The 21,083-nt window shown below is 31.7% G+C and carries 16 protein-coding genes and 4 riboswitches; all 16 genes read right to left on the bottom strand.

Annotation, left to right across the window (positions count from 1 at the left end):
- Positions 1-30 precede the first annotated feature (30 nt).
- The gene (locus G9F70_RS11400) at positions 31-867 is read right to left on the bottom strand and encodes an ABC transporter permease (protein ID WP_164946966.1); all 837 of its coding nucleotides are present in this window, start codon (positions 865-867) and stop codon (positions 31-33) included.
- Between the two features lies 1 nt (position 868).
- A complete protein-coding gene (locus G9F70_RS27295; RefSeq protein WP_164946967.1) occupies positions 869-1,816 on the bottom strand; it encodes an ABC transporter permease in 948 nt (315 codons plus the stop codon).
- Entirely contained in the window at positions 1,816-3,402 is a 1,587-nt protein-coding gene (locus G9F70_RS11390; RefSeq protein WP_164946968.1) for an ABC transporter substrate-binding protein, read from the bottom strand. Before G9F70_RS11390 ends, G9F70_RS27295 begins: the two co-directional genes overlap by 1 nt.
- Positions 3,403-3,524: 122 nt before the next feature.
- A riboswitch (cobalamin riboswitch) is annotated at positions 3,525-3,706 on the bottom strand.
- Between the two features lie 162 nt (positions 3,707-3,868).
- Positions 3,869-4,078, bottom strand: a complete 210-nt coding sequence (locus tag G9F70_RS11385) for a hypothetical protein (RefSeq protein ID WP_164946969.1) — start codon at positions 4,076-4,078, stop codon at positions 3,869-3,871.
- A gap of 29 nt (positions 4,079-4,107) precedes the next feature.
- A complete protein-coding gene (locus tag G9F70_RS11380) occupies positions 4,108-4,929 on the bottom strand; it encodes a hypothetical protein (RefSeq protein ID WP_164946970.1) in 822 nt (273 codons plus the stop codon).
- Between the two features lie 209 nt (positions 4,930-5,138).
- The gene (locus G9F70_RS11375; RefSeq protein ID WP_164946971.1) at positions 5,139-5,867 is read right to left on the bottom strand and encodes an ECF transporter S component; all 729 of its coding nucleotides are present in this window, start codon (positions 5,865-5,867) and stop codon (positions 5,139-5,141) included.
- A complete protein-coding gene (locus G9F70_RS11370) occupies positions 5,849-7,519 on the bottom strand; it encodes an ABC transporter ATP-binding protein (RefSeq protein WP_164946972.1) in 1,671 nt (556 codons plus the stop codon). The genes G9F70_RS11375 and G9F70_RS11370 overlap by 19 nt, the downstream gene beginning before the upstream one ends.
- Positions 7,492-8,382: an energy-coupling factor transporter transmembrane component T gene (locus G9F70_RS11365; RefSeq protein ID WP_164946973.1), complete on the bottom strand. Its 891-nt coding sequence runs from the start codon at positions 8,380-8,382 to the stop codon at positions 7,492-7,494. Before G9F70_RS11365 ends, G9F70_RS11370 begins: the two co-directional genes overlap by 28 nt.
- Complete coding sequence (locus G9F70_RS11360) at positions 8,379-9,242, bottom strand: DUF4430 domain-containing protein (protein WP_164946974.1); 864 nt, start codon at positions 9,240-9,242, stop codon at positions 8,379-8,381. The genes G9F70_RS11365 and G9F70_RS11360 overlap by 4 nt, the downstream gene beginning before the upstream one ends.
- Positions 9,243-9,303: 61 nt before the next feature.
- Positions 9,304-15,684, bottom strand: a complete 6,381-nt coding sequence (locus tag G9F70_RS11355) for an Ig-like domain-containing protein (protein WP_164946975.1) — start codon at positions 15,682-15,684, stop codon at positions 9,304-9,306.
- A gap of 503 nt (positions 15,685-16,187) precedes the next feature.
- Positions 16,188-17,135 carry a prenyltransferase/squalene oxidase repeat-containing protein gene (locus G9F70_RS11350; protein WP_164946976.1) on the bottom strand — a complete coding sequence of 316 codons (948 nt, stop codon included), beginning with the start codon at positions 17,133-17,135 and terminating at the stop codon, positions 16,188-16,190.
- 403 nt (positions 17,136-17,538) lie between these two features.
- Positions 17,539-17,714: riboswitch (cobalamin riboswitch) on the bottom strand.
- Between the two features lie 84 nt (positions 17,715-17,798).
- Entirely contained in the window at positions 17,799-18,824 is a 1,026-nt protein-coding gene (locus tag G9F70_RS11345; RefSeq protein WP_164946977.1) for a sigma-54 interaction domain-containing protein, read from the bottom strand.
- Between the two features lie 54 nt (positions 18,825-18,878).
- Entirely contained in the window at positions 18,879-19,730 is an 852-nt protein-coding gene (locus G9F70_RS11340) for a YitT family protein (RefSeq protein ID WP_164946978.1), read from the bottom strand.
- 161 nt (positions 19,731-19,891) lie between these two features.
- A riboswitch (cobalamin riboswitch) is annotated at positions 19,892-20,080 on the bottom strand.
- Positions 20,064-20,231, bottom strand: coding sequence for a hypothetical protein (locus G9F70_RS11335; RefSeq protein WP_164946979.1), 168 nt, complete (start codon positions 20,229-20,231; stop codon positions 20,064-20,066). It overlaps the preceding riboswitch by 17 nt.
- Before the next feature lie 20 nt (positions 20,232-20,251).
- Positions 20,252-20,392 (bottom strand): hypothetical protein, encoded by a 141-nt coding sequence (locus G9F70_RS11330; protein WP_164946980.1) that lies wholly within the window; start codon positions 20,390-20,392, stop codon positions 20,252-20,254.
- A 97-nt stretch (positions 20,393-20,489) separates the two neighbouring features.
- Positions 20,490-20,672 carry a helix-turn-helix domain-containing protein gene (locus tag G9F70_RS11325; protein ID WP_164946981.1) on the bottom strand — a complete coding sequence of 61 codons (183 nt, stop codon included), beginning with the start codon at positions 20,670-20,672 and terminating at the stop codon, positions 20,490-20,492.
- 210 nt (positions 20,673-20,882) lie between these two features.
- Positions 20,883-21,063: riboswitch (cobalamin riboswitch) on the bottom strand.
- Between the last annotated feature and the right edge of the window lie 20 nt (positions 21,064-21,083).

Raw genomic sequence — 21,083 nt, 5'->3', positions numbered from 1 at the left:
TTCGCAGACATTAATTCTTGTAATTTACAACTATAGGTATTGACTAAAAAAATCTCTCTTTTCATCAAAAACATCCCTTAGTGCATCTCCTATTAAGTTTATACTAGAACAAAGCAGTAATATACTACATCCCGGCGCTAATAAAAGATGAGGATAGCATCTAAAATATGTTTTTGCGTCATTAACCATCACGCCCCAATCTGCTTGTGGGGGTTGCATTCCCAGGCCTAAAAAACTTAAAGATGCCATTGATAACACAACTTTTCCTATTCTAATAGTAAAGAGCACAATAAATGTAGCAAAAATATTAGGAAGTACATAATGTATTATTATATGAATATGGCTAGCACCAAGCGCTCTAGCTCCCTCTATATATTTTTCTTGCTTTACCTTTAGAACCTCTCCACGTACTATCCTTGAAAATCCTGCCCAAGAAGTTACAACTATTGCTATTAGTAAGCTTTTTATTCCTGGTCCTAATACCCCTGCTATAGCTATCATAAAACTTAAACCCGGCAACCCTTGAAATATAGTTACTACAACTTGAATTATACTATCTATAATTCCTCCACAATATCCAGAAATAAGTCCTATAAATGTTCCAAGTATCATTGTACATACTGTTGCTATTAAGGATAAAAATATAGATACCCTAGCTCCATGTATAATTCTACTTAAAACATCCCTTCCTAAAGCATCTGTTCCAAGTAAATGTTCTTTAGAGATTCCCATTAATCTATTGGCCATCTCTACTTTATTAGGATCATATGGTGATAGAAAATCTGCAAAAACTCCTATAAACACTATAATAATAAGTACCATAAAAGATAACTTATAAATCAATGACATATTTTTAAATTTATCCATTCTACTCCCCTCCAAGTCTCATACGAGGATTGAGCATCAAATAGCATAAATCTACAAGTAAGTTGAAACCTACAAAAATTAGCCCTGTGAATACCACATATCCCTGAACTACTGGATAATCTCTGCTCATTATTCCCTTTATCACATAACTACCCATACCCGGAATCCCAAAGATAACCTCAACTACTGTAGAACCACCTAAAATTGCCCCAAAGTAATTTCCTAGTAGCGTGATTATTGGCATTAGTGAGTTAAAAAAGGCATATTTAAAAATAATAACTCTTTCTTTTAACCCCTTTGCTCTTGCAGTTAGTACATAATTCTGTTCCAAAGCCTCTATTAGGGTTGCTCTGTTTAGCCTCATAATTGTTCCAATAGTTCCTGCTGCTAATACAAACCCTGGCATAATAAGATGCTTAAGTGTGCCATATCCGCTTGTGGGAAGCCATTTAAGCTTTTCGCAAAATATACTAAGCATAATAGTTGCAATCCAAAATCCTGGCATGGAAGCTAAAATTAATGAAATTACTCTTCCAACATTATCAATGATTGAATCCTTCTTTAATGCCATAATTATGGCTAATGGTATTGAAATAACTATTACAAAAAACATTGCCATTAAAGAAACAGAGAAGGTAATTGGAAGCCTTCTCTGTATTTCTGTACTTATTGGTGTTTTTGTTATATAAGAAATCCCTAAATCTCCACTTAATGCTTTTTTAGTCCACTTCCCATATTGCACAAACATGTTTTCATTTAGACCTAGTTCTTCTCGTACCTCCTCTATTTCCTTTTCAGAAGGAGTAGATATACCATCCATACTTAAATATTCAACTGCCGGATCTCCCGGTGCAATAACACCTAGCATAAAAGCTAAAAATGTTATTCCTATTAAAACTGGTATAATCATTATTAGTCTTTTTATTAAATATTTAAATGAACTTTTCACTAATTACTCCACTTCATATTAGATAATGTAGTTCCATAGATTGTAGCTTTGTAACCAGTTATTTTCTTGTTGTATGCAATTAAGTTAACATCTTCGAATAGAGGTATCATTGAAGGATTCTTCGTTGATATATCTTGAAGTTCATTATATATTTTTCCTCTTTCCTCTAAATCCATAGTTCCTTTTAATTTTTCTATAAGTTCATCCGCTCTTTGATTTTTATACCCTAAAGAGTAGGATTTATTGCTTGAACCTCCACTTCTCATATAATCATCAAATATGGTAAAGGGCTCTGCGCTAGGAAGTCCTTTAGTCTGAAGTGTCATATTATAATTTCCAATCTTTTGAGCTTCTTTGAAAGCGGCTCCATCAAGTATAGTTATATTAGAATTTAATCCCACTTCGCTTAAAACGGATTGAAGGTACTCTGCTACAGCTTTGTATGGGTAACGGTCAACACCATAAGATGGGATTATAAATTCTAATTTCATCTTTTGCCCATTTAGCTCTTTTTTAATAATTTCTTTTGCCTTTTTAGCATCATAAACTGGTTTTATTTCTTTAGCAAATGGTGATGTTTGATTTAGAATGTTTATTGTTGGAGTACCATGTCCACCATAGAACTCCTTAACTATAGTTTGTCTATCGATTAATAAGCTTAAAGCCTCTTTTATTTTGACATTATTAAATGGTGCTTTAAGTCCATTCACAGATATAAATTGAGTGATTGTTGATGGTGATGTAGAATTCTGAAAATTTTTATCCTTTACTAGTTCTGTAGCAAGTTCTGGAGTAATAGCTCCTAAATCCATAACGCCCATGATTTCTTCAGATTTTAATGCACTGTAACGAGTTTGAGCATCTGGTATTACCTTTATTTTAATATTTTTAACCTTGGCCTTTTCTCCATAGTAGTTTTCATTTCTCTCAAGTAAAGTAAATTGATCTTTTTTACGATCAACTATTTTAAATGGTCCTGTACCTTGTGCAAAAGTGGTAAAGTCTCCTGTGGTTACATCAAAACACTTTGGACTATACATTGCACTTCCAAATCTAGCCATGTTATATATTAATGTTGATATAGGCTTGCTAAAAATAAGTTTAACTTCGTAGTCTGATACCTTATGAAAGCTTTCTAAGTTAGGATATGTTTTATTTACATCGAAAGAATAAAATGGAGAACCCTTAGTTTTCATATTTGTGTATCTTTCAAAGTTCTTTATAACTGCATCTGCATTTAAATCTATTCCATCCTGGAATTTCACCCCTTTTTTTATTTTGAAGGTCCATTCTTTATAATCCTTTGAATTTGACCATTCTTCTGCTAGTTGTGGAATTGGAACTCCATTTTCTCCTAATCCTACTAGTGGCTCCCAAACATACAATATAGAGCTTGCATAATAGGCATCAGTTTCTCCTGGTGCTAAATCTCTAGCAGCTCCCAGTACAATTTCTTTCTCCTCATTTAATTTACCTGTAGCTCCATCACCAGCTTTCTTTCCACTAGTGCATGCTGTTAGCAGACTTGCAAATACAATAATAGCCATTGCAATTATCATCAATCTACTTTTCATTAGTTTTTTCATCTTTCTAGTCCCCTTATTTTAGATTTAGAGCAATAAAAAAAAGCTCTAGCAAATTGCTAAAGCTACCCATATTTCGCTTATCGTTTTTAAAAAGCTACAAAATCAGTTGCTCCCCCTGATTTTACAATGCCAATATTTAAGATGGGTATCTGACTTACATTTCTTCCTCATTCTACCCTTCCCTGATAAGATACAGTGGTTATGCAGAACTTGTCCATGATTACAGTGATGGGTTCGTGACGGAATTTAACCGTGCTTCCCTCAATCCTAAATACGTTTATTTATCTTTACCGTATTTATAATATAATGTAAATTAGGATTTGTCAATATTATCAATATATTTTTACAAAACACCTCTAACCCTTTATTAAAGTTTAGAGAATTTTCTTTTAGTTTTCTTTATTGTATTTCTTTCTTTTTCTAACTAATATATAGGGGTTAATCCCTAAAGCTTTTGCTGTCATTCTTATATTTCCATACCTGCTGATACCATAATCATTCCTATTTTTATAAGCACAAATTCCTTTATCTTTGTTTTCATAATATACATCCTTGTAATTATCATTATTTCATCAATTACATTGCCTATCCTATGTAGAATAGTTGTATTCTTCTCCTGCGAAAAAATTAGCCCCTTAGCATTTCTGCTAAAGGGCTTGACAATAATACTAACCATATTTGTATTTTATATCTGTAGTAAAGTTTTTAATACCATCCGCTGTTAAAGTTACATTTACTAGTTCCACCTGTAGCAGCCTTAACTGAAGTGTCAAATACTTTTATACCGTCATCAACATTTACCACTATTGTTTTCCAAGCTTCATATGATCCTTTTTTTATGCCAACTTCATAATTTTTCCAGGTTGTTGAATTAACTGTGTTTACATGTACAATTACCACGTAAGTTCCTGCTTCTTTAAATGTGTATGATGGAGTTTCGGTATACTCTTTAGCTCCACTTGACCATACTCCTGTTGTTGGATTAAATATAAATAATCTATAAAGGTATGGCCCTTTAATCCCACCTATATTTTCTATTCCGTTTAATTTAACTGTTAAACCCTTAGTTTCAACTTTAGCGTCGCCATTTGCATATACTCTGTTAGCATTATCTCTAGTTACACAGTTTAAACTTGCTATATAGAAAGTATCGTAGCCTTTCTCGTTAACACTTGCTACTCCTGCCCTTTTTACCCAAATTGAAAGTTTATATTTTCCTAATTTAAATGCGCTTGTTTCTGGCAAAACATATGGAGTTTTAGCATCTACTGCTTCCCCATATCCACTTGTTAATTCGCTCCATTCTTTACCATCAAAAATGAATGCTTTGTATTGTACTAGCCCATCATACTTTGAAGTTATTGTAAATTTTTCAGTATCTCCTACTACTAGTGGTGAATGGTCTACTCCAAGATAATTTATTTTTGGAATTAAAACTGTAGCTTTTGCTGTACCATTTCCTAAAATTCCAGCCATTACAAATATTGCTACCATAAATATGCTTAGTGTTTTTTTAATTTGTTTCATGTGCTTTGTACTCCTCTCATTTTTTGTTTGATTTTTAATATTTCTTTTAACTATCTCTAATCAAATATTAACCGTGGTTTAAAGTTCTTCATGTTTTATATAACATTTATTTTGATAATATAACGTACCTTATTTAGTTGAATTCATCATAAATTACCTAAAATAATGATTACTTAGCACAAACCTTTTTATCCTTGATGGATTTAAATCTATGTATCTATAAGTCCATATTTTATTTTAATTCGTTCCAGCTTTTCTATCATAGATTGCGAAATTACATACAGAAAAAAAACTGTAGCAATAGCATGAACCATATCAAACCAAAAACCTGATATATAAGTTGCAATCAGTGCTTTTAATGAAAAATGTGATGTAAACATTAAAAGTGAACCAATATTTATAATTCCTCCATATATAAAGAATGTACTAATTCCTCCAAACACACATAAAGATAGCTTTGTTTTTTTTAGAATTCCCATTTTAAATAATATACCTGCTACAAATCCAATTATTCCAAAACAAAACATTTGCCATGGTGTCCAAGGACCTTGACCAAAGAAAAAGTTAGATACAAACCCTGAAACTGCCCCTACAAGAAATCCTGATTCTGCTCCAAAACACACCCCTGTTATAATTACAATAGCCACAACAGGTTTAAATTGAGGCAACATGAAAAATGCTGTACGCCCTGCAACAGCAATTGCTGACAGTACAGCAATAATAATAATCTCGCGGGTCTGGGGTTTTCGGTTTTCAAATGACATAAAAAATACAATTATTGTGTACATTATAATTAAGAGGCTAATGAAATGATATTTTCTATCATTCAGAAAAAAAACACCAAATAAAATCGTAGCAGGTACCATAATTAATATAAGAAATCCGGACAACAGCTTACGATGGCTTAACCTACTTTCCTTTAAATGTTTTTCTGACATAGGCTAATCACATCCTCTACTGTTACTGCCTCAGGGCAAATATGTCGAGCCATGCGATTTGCTGCAGTAGTATAAAAACTATTTCCTGCGAAAAATTTTTTTGTAGTATTTATTGTTATTATATTTCCATCAAAAAACAATCCGCAGGTATCTGCATACTCTGCACAGAATTCGATATCATGGGAAACCATAACAATTGTAGTTCCTTTTTTTGTAATTGTTCTAAGAATCTTTGCCAACTCCTGTTTAAAACAGTCATCAATGCCCTTTGTTGGTTCATCTAAAAGTAATATTTTTGGTTCCAGTAGCAATACCTTGGCAAGGGCTGCCTTCTGCTGTTCACCTCCACTTAAATCATATGGATGCATCTGTAGTAATTCATTAAGTTCCATCATATCTGCGATTGCTCTCACCTTTACATTTTTTTCCTCTTTAGTTGATTTTATGTCCGATAACATTTCATATAAATCCATTTCCACCGTCTTCTTTACAAACAAAGTTTGGGGATTTTGTGGGAGTACCCCTATATTGTTTATATATCTATCCTTAATGCATATTTTTTCAATATTTTTTCCATTAATAATAACTTTCCCTCTATAATGTTTGTTCAGTCCACTTATTATTGATAAAGCAGTTGTCTTTCCCGTTCCATTCCCACCAACAATACAAAAAAACTCTCCTTCTTTAACCTCTAATGACAACCCCTTTATAATATCAGGCATGTTTTTACTATATTTAAACCATACATCTTTAAGCTTTATGACTAAATTATCCGATCCCGACTTATCTTTCTTATTAACACAAAGATTTTCAACAGTCTTGTTATCAAAATATGTATCAAGCCACTTACGTCCATCTTTTACAGTAACAGGACATATCAAATCATTTTTAACTCGAGAATAAATTCTCATAGGCGAAGTCATTGCAAAAATCATAGTATTATCCATTTCACCTATTTGCTTACCCACATTTTGAGGATTATCATCTGCAATAATACATCCTTTTTCCATTACCACAACACGATCTGACATAGGAATCACTTCCTCTAAGCGATGTTCTGTCATTATGATAGTTGTCCCAAGTTCACTGTTGATTTTTTTTAAGGTTTTAAGAAATTCTAAAGCTGCTATGGGATCCAACTGAGATGTTGGCTCATCGACAATTAATACCTCTGGCTGCATAGTCATAATGGATGCTAGATTTAAAAGCTGCTTTTGTCCACCAGAAAGTTCTGAAATATTTTTGTGAAACCAGGTGTGTATTCCAAAAAAGCTTGCCATTTCAGCTACACGTAAACGAATTGTACTATTATCATATCCAAGACTTTCAAGTCCAAAGGCAAGTTCATGCCATACTTTATCTGTGACAATTTGATTTTCAGGACTTTGGAGAACATATCCTATTTGTGATGTTTGTAAAAGCTGGTCAACTTGTTCTAAGAGCTTACCATGGAAATAAATTTCTCCCTGACGTTTTCCATGTGGAGCTAATATGGTTTTCAATTGTCTTAGCAAAGTGCTTTTGCCACTTCCCGATTTTCCACATATAGTAATGATTTCTCCAGCATTTATCACAAAATTAATATTTGAAATAGCCGGTTTATCCTTTTGAGGGTATGTAAAACTCAAATTCTTGATCTTATATGTTTCCATTTAATTACCTCCGCAATGTTTATGATAACTGGTAGGATACACAAAATAAAATAACTTATATAGATAGTAATACTAAAAAAAGTAATGTTTTTAATCTTCATTGAAGGAAAAAAACGCATTGTATTCTGTCCCATTACCATACCAATAAATATATAAATAATTAAAATAGAAAGTACTGTTAATGTTATTTTGTCCCTATCATCAAAATGAAATATAGAGAAACTGCTACGTTTTGTTAATCCATACCCTCTTGACTTCATAGAATCTGCTGTTTCAATAGCATTTTCCAATGCCCAAGTAGTCATAATTGATAAAATTTTAATTCCATTTTTAGCCCTTTTGATTATATTGCCCTGGGATATATCCCTTCCGATACATTTTTGACCATTTGAAATAATCTTTATTTGCTGTTTATATCTTGGAACAAACCGCAGTACCATTGAAAAAATTAAAGATAGCGCGGGTATTATTTTACCAAAGATATATATGAATTTATCAGAAGTCATAACAACGTTATAACAAGAAAACCATAAAATTACAGAAATAAACATGCCCGCTGACATTACCCCGTAAAGTATTGATTCCAGCGTAATTGGATTCCCATTTTTAAGATAGAATATAATTGTAACACCTTCATGATTAAATGCTGGATTAATTATTGCCATAAATACCAGCAATGGTAGCATATAAATCAAATTAAATTTCAATGCACTTTTTCCCTTTAACATAATTGAATATGTAAAAGAACAAATCAAAGCTATTCCAAGAAATATTGGATGTATAAAAAACATACTGAATAACAATACAGCTGTAAAATAGCTAAAATTAATAACTGGATGAAAAGTTGAAAAACTGTCTGTCATCGTTCTTCCCCCTCAAATACAGTATCTCCTCCAATGTCTCGTCCTAGATCACAAGTATATACCCATTCAATTACATCACCTTTTTTTAACACGTATCGACTGCATCCATAATTCGGATACCATCCATTAACCTTATACATCCAACCACTAAGTTCTCCACAATCAAATTCATATAAATTATTTATACCTTCAATATAGTTACTATTATATATTGGCGTCATTTCAAATTCCATATGTATTTTATTTTTTTTCATTTCCCGAAGAAGTACATCAAAAACTGCTTCTCCCTTGCTAAAGCTTACCGTTTGAGTTTTATAAATCATGCCATTCTTAGGAAGCACTTCTAGTTTATCCTTGTTGAATTTACTCATATTGTTTAATATACTTGCGCATGTTACCGACAGTGTACAAGTATATTTTTCATTAGAATTTATAGTTACATTTTCCGGTTCAACAGGTTTGGGCTTACCTATTGGAGTTGGATCAGTAAGAAATTTATCTTTTTTACCTTTATTACTATTTATTTTAACTTTTTTTTGATTTTCTGTTATTTTATTTACTTCTTTATTTGTTTTAATTTTATCCTTATTTTTACTTTCTACTATTTCATTAATTGCTATATCCTTTTTTTTACTCTTTTCCTTCTCAGCTTTCTTTTTTTGTAACTCTATTAAAACACTCTTTTTCTTATTTTCCTGCTTTTTATAATCTTTTGTTAATGCTATATCATTTTTGATATTTTCTTTGCTTGTTGTTTTACTATCTTCTAATGGCTTTACAGTGTTATTTACATTATAAAAAAATGCAACAGCTACTATAGTCATTATAATTACGGCAACCACCCATCTTCTATTCTTCATTTTCATTCTCCTATCTTAAAACTAAGCAAGGAAAAAACTATATCCTTGCTTAGTTTTCAAATTATTTCTTTTCTACATCTGTCATATCAAAAAGATGTCTTTGCCCATTTACAAATCTATTATATGCTATAAGTGCATACATACCTTGGTCTGTAGCCATCCCGTCCAGATCTGCACTTGAAATATGTTTAAACCCTCCGTCTTTAACATAAAAAGTAAGCAAAGCGCTAATTGTATCGTTACCATTTTTTATAAATCTTTCATCTTTTTTAGGGTCAATATTAAGTGAAGTTAGTGCTACTATTACTTGTGCAATACTTTCACTACTGTTCTCATCCCCCCAAGACGATTTATATTTACCATAATTATCCTGTGTTTTTGATAAATATGATAATGCACGGTCAGTAGCAGCTTTTACCTTTTCATTGTCTTGATATTTTGACAATGCTATCAGAGCCATTGCTGTAATATCTGTATCTGAAGGTAACTCTGACGTAAGTGACCATCCACCACCTGGTAATTCCTTGCCCAAAATGTAATTTATAAACTTTTCTCTTGTACTTTGATTAGTAATAGACTTCTCTACAGGAATCTCATAATTACAAGAATCAAGTGCAATCAGTGCCCAAATAGGCCCATTCAGTCCTTGCTTTATTACAGTATCAAAATCAGCAAGTGGTTTTAAAAGATTATACTTAGCAACATTATCAACCTTTTTACCAATTGATGATAAAGCAAGTATAACTCTGTCATATTCCGTATATTTTACATTATGAAGTTTTCCATTTTTCTCTTTCAATTTATTCTCTACATTAACATAATATTTACTGTAATAACTATCTGGCACTGACACACCAGCACGTGCAAGTGATAAAACAGTCCATTCTCCACCAACTGAAGCTACAACTGGATTTGTTATGTTTTTCTGCATCAAAATTGCTGTTTCATCTATATATTTTTTGACTTCTGTATTAGTAGATTTATTACCATTTTTATATTCATATGCCCTCATAACAGCATCAACAGCAAATTCTCTTGTAACATATCTCTTTGGCTCAAATATATTATTATTCATTGGTATTAACCCAAGAGCAAACATTGCTTCAACATCAGCCCTATAATATTTAGACACAATTTCAATGTTACTTATTTTTTCATCTGTCGCAACATTATTAACAGAAAGTGCTCTAGCGATAATAGAGACCATTTCTTCTTGCGTAATACCGCAATTAGTTTTATACTTCGCTCCTATAAATTTCATAATTCCTGAATTACACACAGTATCAATATATTTGTTGCCTGAACAAATAAATCTATACTCCATATCGTCAAGATTCAATGCTTTAACTAATAGTTTTGCAAAATCATCCATTGTAATATCTATTTTAGGATTGAAGCTCCCATTCTGTGGACTTATAAGACCTTTTTCAGTTGCCTCTAGAACTTTTTGTAGCGTATCATTTGAAATGTCCTTTTGGTCTTTATAACAATATCCTTTTATTGGACTATCTCCTGTGCTAGGATTAATAGGTGTAACTGGTGTAACTGGTGTAACCGGAGTAACCGGAGTAACTGGTGTAACTGGAGTAACTGGTGTAACTGGTGTAACTGGTGTAACCGGGATTGCCCACTGACTAAGGTCTTGTCCTAAATCTTCACCCAGGTTGGTTGTGTATCGCCATTGAAGTACGTCTCTATTTTTTAGAATATACTTGCTAGCACCAAAGTTAGGATAAGTTCCATTTACGTTATACATCCATCCACTACCGCTACCATGATCAAATTCTCCATCACCATCAATAGACTGTACATAAACACTACCATACTTTTCAGTCCACTCAAACTCGTATTTTAGACCACGTTTATCAAGTTCTCTTTTTAACACTGTCCATGCTGTATCACCATATTCAAGTTCTATATTACTAGAATTAATTGTATACCCTTCATTGATAGTTAATTTATCAACAGATAGAGTACTATATTTTTTTTGAGTTGGAACTACTGGTGTTACTGGTATTACTGGTGTTATATTACTTGTTGTATAAACCATAAAGTCTGTAAAATGTTTAGTTTTTACTATTAAATCATTTCCATTGTCATACGCATACTCACTTTTGCCACTCCCTAGTCCTTCTGAGTCATTTGTATATTTCACAATATTGTGGACATCGCCATTTTGTATATAAGCAGCGTCCTTTTCTTTCATTCCTTTAAAGGTTAAAGTTATAAACTCACTGAATTCTACCCTTGAACTTCCACCCATTGAGAAAAATTGTTCTATTGTATCAAGCTTTTTACCCTTAGTAGCAATACCAGAATTCATTTTATCTATTACTGTTTTATCCTTTGTAGTAATCAGTTCAATTGCTGATGAATCACCACTTGTAATCTTTGTACCTTTTGGAATTACTGCTGATACAATACCTTTTGCAGTTTCAATTTTAGGAAGTCCAACTTTAGATAGGAATTCAATAAAAATTTTTGCATTCCTGTCATTTGGAATTTCTATTTTCAATTCTTTATTACTATCTTCTGCTGTTATTAGTATTTTAAATTCTTTATCACCAGTAACTTTAATTTCTGGTTTATCTCCACTTGGTAATGACATTTTTGCTATTTCATAGATTATTTTATATGATGCATCTGTCTTATTTCCTGCTGCATCTGTTGCTTCTATTGTTATTGTGTTTTGTCCATTTTTTAATGTAACTTTATATGTTCCATCTGTTCCTGTTACAACTTTACTGTTAACCTTTACTGTGGATGTTATATTTTTATCTACATTATCTGTAACTGCTACTTTAAATGTTAACTTTGAATCTGTTACAGTTTGTCCATCTGTTAAATTTTCCACCTTTATAATTGGCTTTTCTGTATCTTTTAGTGTTACAACTTCTACATCGCTCATATTATAAAGAGATTTTTTTTCATTTACAAATCTATTATAAGCAACGAGGGCAAGAGTACCTTGGTCAGTAGCCATAGCATCTGTACCACCTGTTTTTATATGCTTAAAACCACCCTCATGTACAGCATAGGAAAGTAGTTCATCAATAAGTGAATTCTCATTTTTTATAAAACGTGCATCTTTAGCAGAATCTATACCTAATCCTGATAAAGCTATTACAACTTGAGCAATACTTTCGGAGCTTTCTGAACCCCACGCTACATATCCTCCACTAATTGACTGATTATTTGATAACCAGTTAATTGCTCTATCTACTGCCATTTTCACATTATTATTTGTTTTACAATATGGTGTAAGTGCTTGAATTGCCATTGCAGTTATATCTACATCTGCCTTACTTCCAGAAAGAGCCCATCCACCTGCATTCTCTTTGTCCTTGTTAATTTCTTTATCTAATATATAGTTAATAAGCATATCCCTTGTAGTTTGTACTTCTGCCTCAATCTTTGGTATTTCATACCTTTTACTATCAAGAGCTATAAGTGCAAATATAGGTCCATTTATGCCTTGCTTAATTACACTCTTAAAGTCAGCAAGTTTTTTAAGTTGATTATACCCTCCAACATTGGAAACATCCTTACCAATAGCTGTTAAACCCAAACTCACCCTTGAATACTCTGTATATTTTACAGTATGTAATACCCCATTACATGCTTTTAATTTTTGGATTACGTTATTATAGTATTTTTCATAATAACCACCAGGTACAGAGTAATTTGCTCTTGCCAAAGAAATAATAGACCAGTCTCCACCCAGCGTTCCAATTTCAGGATTTTCGACGTTTTTTAAAATGAAAGCAAGATTTTTATCCAATTGAGTTTTGTAAGAATTCGCGGTGCTTGTATTATATATAAGCTTGTATTTCTTGTCACACTTATTTCCTGCTGCATCTACAGCTCCTATTGTTATTGTGTTTTCTCCATCTTTTAATGTAACTTTATATGTTCCATCTGCGCCTGTTACAACTTCATTGTTTAATTTTACTGTAGGAACTATATTTTTATCTACATTATCCGTAACCGCTACTTTAAATGTTAAGTTTGAATCTGTTACTGTTTGTCCATCTGTTAAGTTCTCTATATTTATAACTGGTTTTTTTGTATCTTTTTCTGTATCTTTTTCTGTATCTTTTTCTTCCTTACCTTCTAACACATTATTAAGCCGTTGCAGTGCTTGATCCACACTTTTCTGAGTACTTTCCATGTTTTGAAGGACTCCATAGGCATAGTTATAGGCATTTTTTACGACAGTTTTAGAAGTAATATTCTCTTTATCTGGATTACTGTTTATTTCTGCTATTTTAGCTGTTAGAGCATCCTTCTTGGCAGGAGTAATATAGCTTGTATCCCAGCCACCTCCAAGGTCAGCGCCATAACCCCAAACAGTAAATTGCCATCTAATAACATCTCCATCATTTGGTATATAGTCGGAACATCCTACATTAGCAAATTTATTGTTTACAGCATACATCCATCCTGACATACTTGTATAATCAAATTCTCCAAGCCATGCTAGGTCTTTCCTTCCTTTAATTCCTCCTTCAATTTTATCAGAAATGTACTTAGGAATATTTACTTCTCTTGTATCCGTATCTTTGATATGAGCTAAATAAAAACTACTCTTTATAGATCCTGTATTTTTGTAATTACCAAACTCTAAGAGACGGGTTGATATTTCAGCTACATTATCTCCTTCATAAAATGGGACTTTCACTGGATCTTTTTTATATCCCTGGCCTAATGTGAATTTTTCTACTGAAATTGTAACGTAGCCCTTAGGCCGTATATTTGCATTTTTATATATTATTTTATATGATGCATCTGACATATTCCCTGCTACATCTGCTACATCTATTCTTATTGTGTTTTCTCCATCTTTTAATATGACCTTATATGCTCCATCTGTTCCTGTTACAACTTCATTGTTTAATTTTACTGTAGGAACTATATCTTTATCTACATTATCTGTAACTGCTACTTTAAATGTTAAGTTTGAATCTGTTACAGTTTGTCCATCAGTTAAATTCTCTACATTTATAATTGGTTTTTCTTTGTCTTCTGATTGAAGTGCTTTATGTATTATTCTATAAATTGAATCTGTCTTATTTCCTGCTGCATCTGTTGCTTCTATTGTTATAGTGTTTTCTCCATCCTTTAGTGTAACTTTATATGTTCCATCTGTTCCTGTTACAGCCTCATTGTTAACCTTTACTGTGGATGTTATATTTTTATCTACATTATCTGTAACTGCTACTTTAAATATTAAGTTTGAATCTGATACAGTTTGTCCATCTGTTAAATTTTCTACCTTTATAACTGGTTTTTCTATATCATTTCCCTGTGTATTCTCAACTGTCACAATACAAGTTGCTATTTTTTTTCCATCTTTTGTGGTTGCAGTTATAGTTGCAACTCCTGGTTTCTTTGGGTTCACTCCTTTAGAATTCACATTAGCTACATTGTAATCACTACTTGACCAGGTTACTTTTTTATTAGTAGCATTGTCTGGTGTAATAATAACATTTAACTGCAATATACTACCAAACGTAATCAAAGTTGCTGCTTCTTTATCCAAAGCAATTCCAGTTACCGGAATATTTGGCGTTACATTAACAACACAAGATGCTGTAACATTCTCATTTTCAACACATTTACCTGTTATAATTGCAGTTCCTTCTTTTACTCCTGTAACAGTTCCATAACTAACTTGAGCTACCAATGGATCACTACTTGACCAAGTTACATCTTTATTAGTAACATTGTCTGGCTGCTGAGTTGCAATTAAAGTAAATTTTTCACCTGCAGCTATAGATTTTGATGTATTATCTAAAATAATTCCCGTTGGTAAAATTCGAGGGGTTACAGTAACTACAAAAGAATCTGTAATGTTACTTGTACCAAAATCAGCTGTAGCTGTTATAGTTGCAGTTCCAGCTTTCACTCCTTTGATATCCCCGTTAACTATACTAGCTACCAATGGATCACTACTAGATAAAGTTGGATAGGCAGCATTAGAAGGCTCTTTATTTACCCCAATATCATATATAGACTCACCTTCTATAACTTTACAATCTGGAATAGTCATTTTAGTTGTCTTAGCATATATTGAAGGTAAGATGCACTTTCCTAATTTACCACCATCTTCTGTAGTTGCTGTTATAGTTACTCCCCCCATAGCTTCTCCGCCTAATATCGTTACCTTACCAGATTCATCTACTAAGGCCGCCTCTGGTACACTACTTGACCAAGTAACTTTTTTATTAGTAGCGTTATCTGGATATACCGTTGCATTTAACTGAATGGTATTTCCTTCTATTAATTGTTTTTCATCACTAACATTATCTGGACTTACACTTATACTTGTTACTGGAACTACTTCGTCTGCCTTAACCGAAATACTATTAAAACTTATACTATTCATAATCATAAATAGTACAATACTTATTGATATAGTTTTTGACTTAAATAGCTTCATACTTACATACCTCCTTGTATAATCTAGTTATAAGTTTGATAAGAAACCACTCATAAATATAACGAATAATTTCTATACTAATCTTTGTTAATGTCCATTCTATTTTTATTCATTTCTTACTTTCATACTTGTCTTTGTTCTTGGTTTTTTATCGCTTAGATTCCATTTGGAAACTTAACAATACTATTTCACAATGCTATAATATCTCATGAATAGAGAAGATAGATGTTCACCTCCTAAGAGGTATTTTTATACCTCTTAGGAGGTGAAATTAAACCATTCAAAAGCAATAGCAGTTTAGAACCAAACAATGACTATATTTGCCATCGTTCGTGTTTCAAAATGGTCTTTTTGTTGTGCAATAAAATAAGCAATTAATTTTTTAAATTTATGGTTGACTTTAATTAGCTGGTCTAATTTAACTCGATGTCTTGCATAATTTTTATGTTTATATAATAAAACCACTACTGTTAAATTAATTGTGCAACAGCACCTTAAACTTTTTAATTTACTGTGAAATTTTTATACACTGAACCTTGTCCAGCTTTGAAAAGCTTATATGCTGCCAGTGCTCTAAGTCCTTGTTCTGTTGCCATTGCGTTTGCAGTAGTATTATTTGTATAACCAAAAGCATTATTATTACTAAGTGCATAACCCAAAAGAGCATCTATAGGATTTTTATTATTTTTTTTAAAACGAGTATCTGTAGTTGGATCTATTCCATTGTCGTAAAGTGCTATTATTACCATTTCTACACTATTTGCATTTTCAGTTCCCCAAGATGAAAATCCACCCTTAGCTGTTTGCAGTTGTGATAATCTATTTATTGCAGTATCCACAGCTGTTTTTACATCTGTATTTGTATTATAGTAAGGTGCTAACGCTGAAAGTGTCATAGCTGTCATATCTGGATCTGCAGTTCCTCCAAAATAATCCCATCCACCATCATTCTGCTTATCTAATATACCTTGTATTAAATTTTGTCTGTTCCAAACTGCATTAGTAGGTACTGTAAAATTTGCTGCATCCAAAGCTATAAGAGCATATACATAAGCATTTATCCCCTGAGAAACTATTCCTGTATTGTTATATATTTTTTCTATAAGGTTGTAATTGTTAGAGCTAAAATTAGTAGGATCCCCCCCTGCTCCCAATATTCCAAGTACAGTCCTCTCGTAATCAGTAGGTTTAGCCATCACTCCATTGGTAACTATTAGATTTTTCTGAAGATTAGTAAGATAACTAGCTGGTACAATCTTTCCTGCTTTCTTTAAATCCATTGCTGCCCAATCATCTACTGTAATATTAGAACTTATACCACCTATAAGCTTATATACAGTATTATCATAATTAGTCTGGGCAAAAACATTTATAGTGCTTCCTCCTATAAGTGTTAACACCATAAACAATATAGTAATCACAGACATAAGTTTCACTTTCAAATTTCTCATAAATATACCTCCATTTTTAATATTATTAATTTTAACTCATCAAATTGTTTCTTAGATAACTATCTACCTCCCAAAATTAAATAATTAATTATTTATGTTTTAAAATCAATTTTAGGCATAAAAAAGCTATACCAAATTTATTGGTATAGCTTTCATTTCGGGAATTAAAATTCATTTATCATCCATTGTTTTGTATAATAACCTCATAATGATATTTTAAAAATTATTATATTGGACATATAAATTTTAAAGCAAAATAAAAACCCCTTAATGGGTTTTACTTCACACTTGTATTAGCATAGCATTATATATTAATACTAAATATTATACCTAAACACTCAGTAACATTCTGTCAATCATAGTATTAATATCCACTAATACAGCAATTATTTTCCCAGCGAAAACTATGCCTAATGCATTAGGTAGGTCTCCTGACTCACATATCATCCTAATCTTACCTTCCCAGATTACTCCAGTGGTTTACAAGACTCGTCCATGTTTACAGTAGCGTGGGCTGTAATGGATTTTAACCATTTTCCCTTTTAATTTCTTACGAAAACCTAATTACATAATATTCATTTTATTACAATTCATATATTATATGATAAATTTATTTTTGTCAACATTTTTAAAAAAATTATATCAAGTTTAGAGAGCTTTCTTTTAGTTTTCTTTATTGTATTTCTTCCTTTTTCTAACTAATGTAGAGGGGTTAACCCCTAAAGCTTTTGCTGTCATTCTTATATTTCCATAACGTCTCATGGCATCCTCGATTATTTCTTCTTCTATAGTCTGAATTATATCCTTCAAATTACATCCTTTTATACTCAAATTGCTTATACTAAATTCCATTTCATTTCCTTTGTAGCTATCACTTATATATTCCGGCAAATTTTTTCCATATATAATTTTGTTATCACTCATAACCACAGACCTTTCTACTATATTTTTAAGTTCTCTTATATTTCCTGGCCAGGAGTAATACTTTAAGCAATCTAATGCCTCATCACTAAAATAACTTTTTAGTCCATACATTTCATTAATTTCTTCCGTAAAGAATTTGATAAGTGGTACAATATCTCCCTTTCTTTCTCTTAGCGGTGGTATGTTTATAGGAAAAACGCTAAGTCTATAGTATAAATCCTCTCTAAATAAATTTTCTGCTATCATTTCCTTTAAATTTCTGTTTGTTGCTGCTATTATTCTAACATCCACCTTTACTGGCTTTAATCCACCTACTCTTTCTATCTCATGTTCTTGGAGTACCCTTAAAAGCTCAACTTGAACCTCTTGCGATAACTCCCCAACTTCGTCTAAAAATATAGTTCCTTTATCCGCAAGCTCAAATACCCCTATTTTACCCTGCTTATTTGCTCCTGTAAAAGATCCTGCTTCATAGCCAAAAAGTACCGATTCTATTAAGTTTTTAGGCATAGCTCCACAATTTATAGCAACGAAAGATTCCTCTTTTCTTAAACTATTGTAATGTATATACTTCGCAATCCCTTCTTTTCCAACACCTGTTTCTCCTTGCACGAGGACTGTGGTATTTACCCTAGAAACCTTGCTTGCCATCTTTAGTACTTGTATCATATTATCATCTTCTATTATCATTTTACTTATAGTAAAAATATCACTTTTTATTTTTTCTTCATTACTTTCTTCTATATTCTCTAAAACCTCACTCATAATATACAATCCCCTTTAAAGAAATTTCCTCTATTAGTTACCTGAATTTCTTGTTTAATGTGTTAACGATTTAAATCCATCTCCAAAGGCTTCATATATATTATTTACTGTTATAAAAGCATCCTTATCAACAGAGTTTATAAATTTTTTAAGTGTTATAAACTCCCTTCTTCCTAAAATGACCACAAGAACCTCTTTATTCTCATTTGAAAAACCCCCTACTCCATTATATATAGTACATGTTTTCTCTAAATCTTCTCTTATATATTTTCTTATTTTATGGCTGTTCTTACTTATTATTGTAACTTCTTTGCATACGTTTATCCCATCTATAATATTATCTATAACATAACCATTAATTATAACTCCAAGCATCGCATACAATGATAGCTTAATTCCAAAGGCAAAAGCTGCCATTATAGTTATAATTAAATCGCACATTAAAACTCCTTTTCCTAAATTTATGTGAAAATATTTATTTAATATTTTAGCTAATATATCTGTACCGCCAGTTGAAGCATTTTGATTAAATACTATGGCCATACCTATACCTGATATTAGTATTCCAAATACAAGTTCTAGGAAAATATCTCCTGTAAGTGGATTTTTAATAGGTATAAATTTTTGAAATACGATTATAATACCTGATACGCCAAAGCTTGCATATACACTTTTCCCACCAAAACTCTTTCCTATAATAATAAATGCTATTACAAACAAAAAAAGATTTATTATTATCATAATCCAACCTACGGATAATCCCCCTATGAATTTATTTATAACTATTGCTAGTCCATTAGCTCCACCTGTTGCCAAATTGTTTGGCATTAAAAAGAAGTACATACCTGCTGATACCATAATCATTCCTATATTTATAAGCACAAATTCCTTTATCTTTGTTTTCATAATACTCCCCCTAATTATCAATTATTTTGCCCATTAGAATAATATTTTTTCCCTGCAAAAAATTAAACCCTTTAGTATTTCTACTAAAGGGCGTGACAGCATCACAAAAAATAAAATGCATTTTTGTACAAATATGCGTCACCCCCTATCTCTCGTAGCGTTCTTGGTGCATTAATAAAGGCAGGTCTTCTGACTCTGGATCATAGTCGCTTTAATCCTTCCCAACAAAATTGTCAGTGGTATAATTTAAAGCTTCTCACCATTACAGCGGCGGGACCGTTCAGGAGTTTCACCTAATTCCCTTTTAAATGAGATACAAACTATCTCATACCTTTACTTTTTTTTAAAAGTTTCTTTGAAATTCTTCCATAAAACCTTTTTTAATTGAACCTTATTCATAACAGAGTTCTTGTTAAATTCTTCCACAATAACCCTATCTGCTTCTCTATTTCCTGTTATATTGATTTGATATTCCTTAGCTAAGTCTTGATACATATTCATAATAGTTCCTCCTTCAAATTCTAAACATTATTTAACCCTAATTTTAGAATTTGAGGTGGTTCTGGAAAACATCCATATGCACTTGCTCTTTTTAAATTTAAATACGTAGCATTAAATAAATCATTTAATGAAAATTTTATTAACTTATTTATTTTGCTCATACTTATAACACCTCCCAGTATCCACATGAGTAACTAGTATTACTTTACTTTAATAAATATATTATAAATTAAAACTTCATATGCCATACATATTTTATTATCTCAAGTCCAGGTTATATTTTTTTATTTTATATTGCAAATTTTGTCTTGAAATACTAAGCTCTCTTGAAGTTTTGCTAACATTATTATGGTTTTTTTTCAGTGTTTTTTCAATAATTTCCTTTTCAATATTAGCCATATAAGTGCCCAGCTCGAATTTTCCTTCTGAACTTGTCACCATATATTATAAACGCCTCCCTGTCTCACATAGAGTTACTTATATAGTTGTATAGAATTATTCTGACTTCTTATTTTTAAATGGTAAATGTGTAAAAAAGCGGCAAAAAAAAAACCACACCCCAAAGATGTAGAATAATGTAATTAACTTTTTCACGTATTGAAAAACCCAATATAATTGTTAAATTACGTATTTTCATCCTCCCTCCGAAGACTAAAATTCTACACATTAGGCAGGTTTACTGGCTTTAGCATCATCTTACTCTCCAACCTTCTCAGTTTCCCAATGGTTTTCTGGATTTCATCCTCTAATACAGTAGCGGTGGGCTGCAGTGGTTTTTAACCACTTTCCCTTTTAACCCTTAGTTCAGGGCACCTAAAGCTGATATTCAATTTTGTGATATATAAATCATAT

The sequence above is a fragment of the Clostridium sp. FP1 genome (assembly GCF_011065975.2).
Classification (GTDB): domain Bacteria; phylum Bacillota; class Clostridia; order Clostridiales; family Clostridiaceae; genus Clostridium_AD; species Clostridium_AD tagluense.
This window is presented reverse-complemented; position numbering and strand designations above follow the sequence as displayed.

What these genes read in the sequence shown, in the direction of transcription:
- G9F70_RS11400 (WP_164946966.1), bottom strand. Translation starts at nt 867, where the DNA reads ATGGATAAATTTAAAAATATGTCATTGATTTATAAGTTATCTTTTATG.
- G9F70_RS11390 (WP_164946968.1), bottom strand. Translation starts at nt 3,402, where the DNA reads ATGAAAAAACTAATGAAAAGTAGATTGATGATAATTGCAATGGCTATT.
- G9F70_RS11385 (WP_164946969.1), bottom strand. Translation starts at nt 4,078, where the DNA reads ATGGTTAGTATTATTGTCAAGCCCTTTAGCAGAAATGCTAAGGGGCTA.
- G9F70_RS11380 (WP_164946970.1), bottom strand. Translation starts at nt 4,929, where the DNA reads ATGAAACAAATTAAAAAAACACTAAGCATATTTATGGTAGCAATATTT.
- G9F70_RS11375 (WP_164946971.1), bottom strand. Translation starts at nt 5,867, where the DNA reads ATGTCAGAAAAACATTTAAAGGAAAGTAGGTTAAGCCATCGTAAGCTG.
- G9F70_RS11370 (WP_164946972.1), bottom strand. Translation starts at nt 7,519, where the DNA reads ATGGAAACATATAAGATCAAGAATTTGAGTTTTACATACCCTCAAAAG.
- G9F70_RS11365 (WP_164946973.1), bottom strand. Translation starts at nt 8,382, where the DNA reads ATGACAGACAGTTTTTCAACTTTTCATCCAGTTATTAATTTTAGCTAT.
- G9F70_RS11360 (WP_164946974.1), bottom strand. Translation starts at nt 9,242, where the DNA reads ATGAAGAATAGAAGATGGGTGGTTGCCGTAATTATAATGACTATAGTA.
- G9F70_RS11355 (WP_164946975.1), bottom strand. Translation starts at nt 15,684, where the DNA reads ATGAAGCTATTTAAGTCAAAAACTATATCAATAAGTATTGTACTATTT.
- G9F70_RS11350 (WP_164946976.1), bottom strand. Translation starts at nt 17,135, where the DNA reads ATGAGAAATTTGAAAGTGAAACTTATGTCTGTGATTACTATATTGTTT.
- G9F70_RS11345 (WP_164946977.1), bottom strand. Translation starts at nt 18,824, where the DNA reads ATGAGTGAGGTTTTAGAGAATATAGAAGAAAGTAATGAAGAAAAAATA.
- G9F70_RS11340 (WP_164946978.1), bottom strand. Translation starts at nt 19,730, where the DNA reads ATGAAAACAAAGATAAAGGAATTTGTGCTTATAAATATAGGAATGATT.
- G9F70_RS11335 (WP_164946979.1), bottom strand. Translation starts at nt 20,231, where the DNA reads ATGAATATGTATCAAGACTTAGCTAAGGAATATCAAATCAATATAACA.
- G9F70_RS11330 (WP_164946980.1), bottom strand. Translation starts at nt 20,392, where the DNA reads ATGAGCAAAATAAATAAGTTAATAAAATTTTCATTAAATGATTTATTT.
- G9F70_RS11325 (WP_164946981.1), bottom strand. Translation starts at nt 20,672, where the DNA reads ATGGTGACAAGTTCAGAAGGAAAATTCGAGCTGGGCACTTATATGGCT.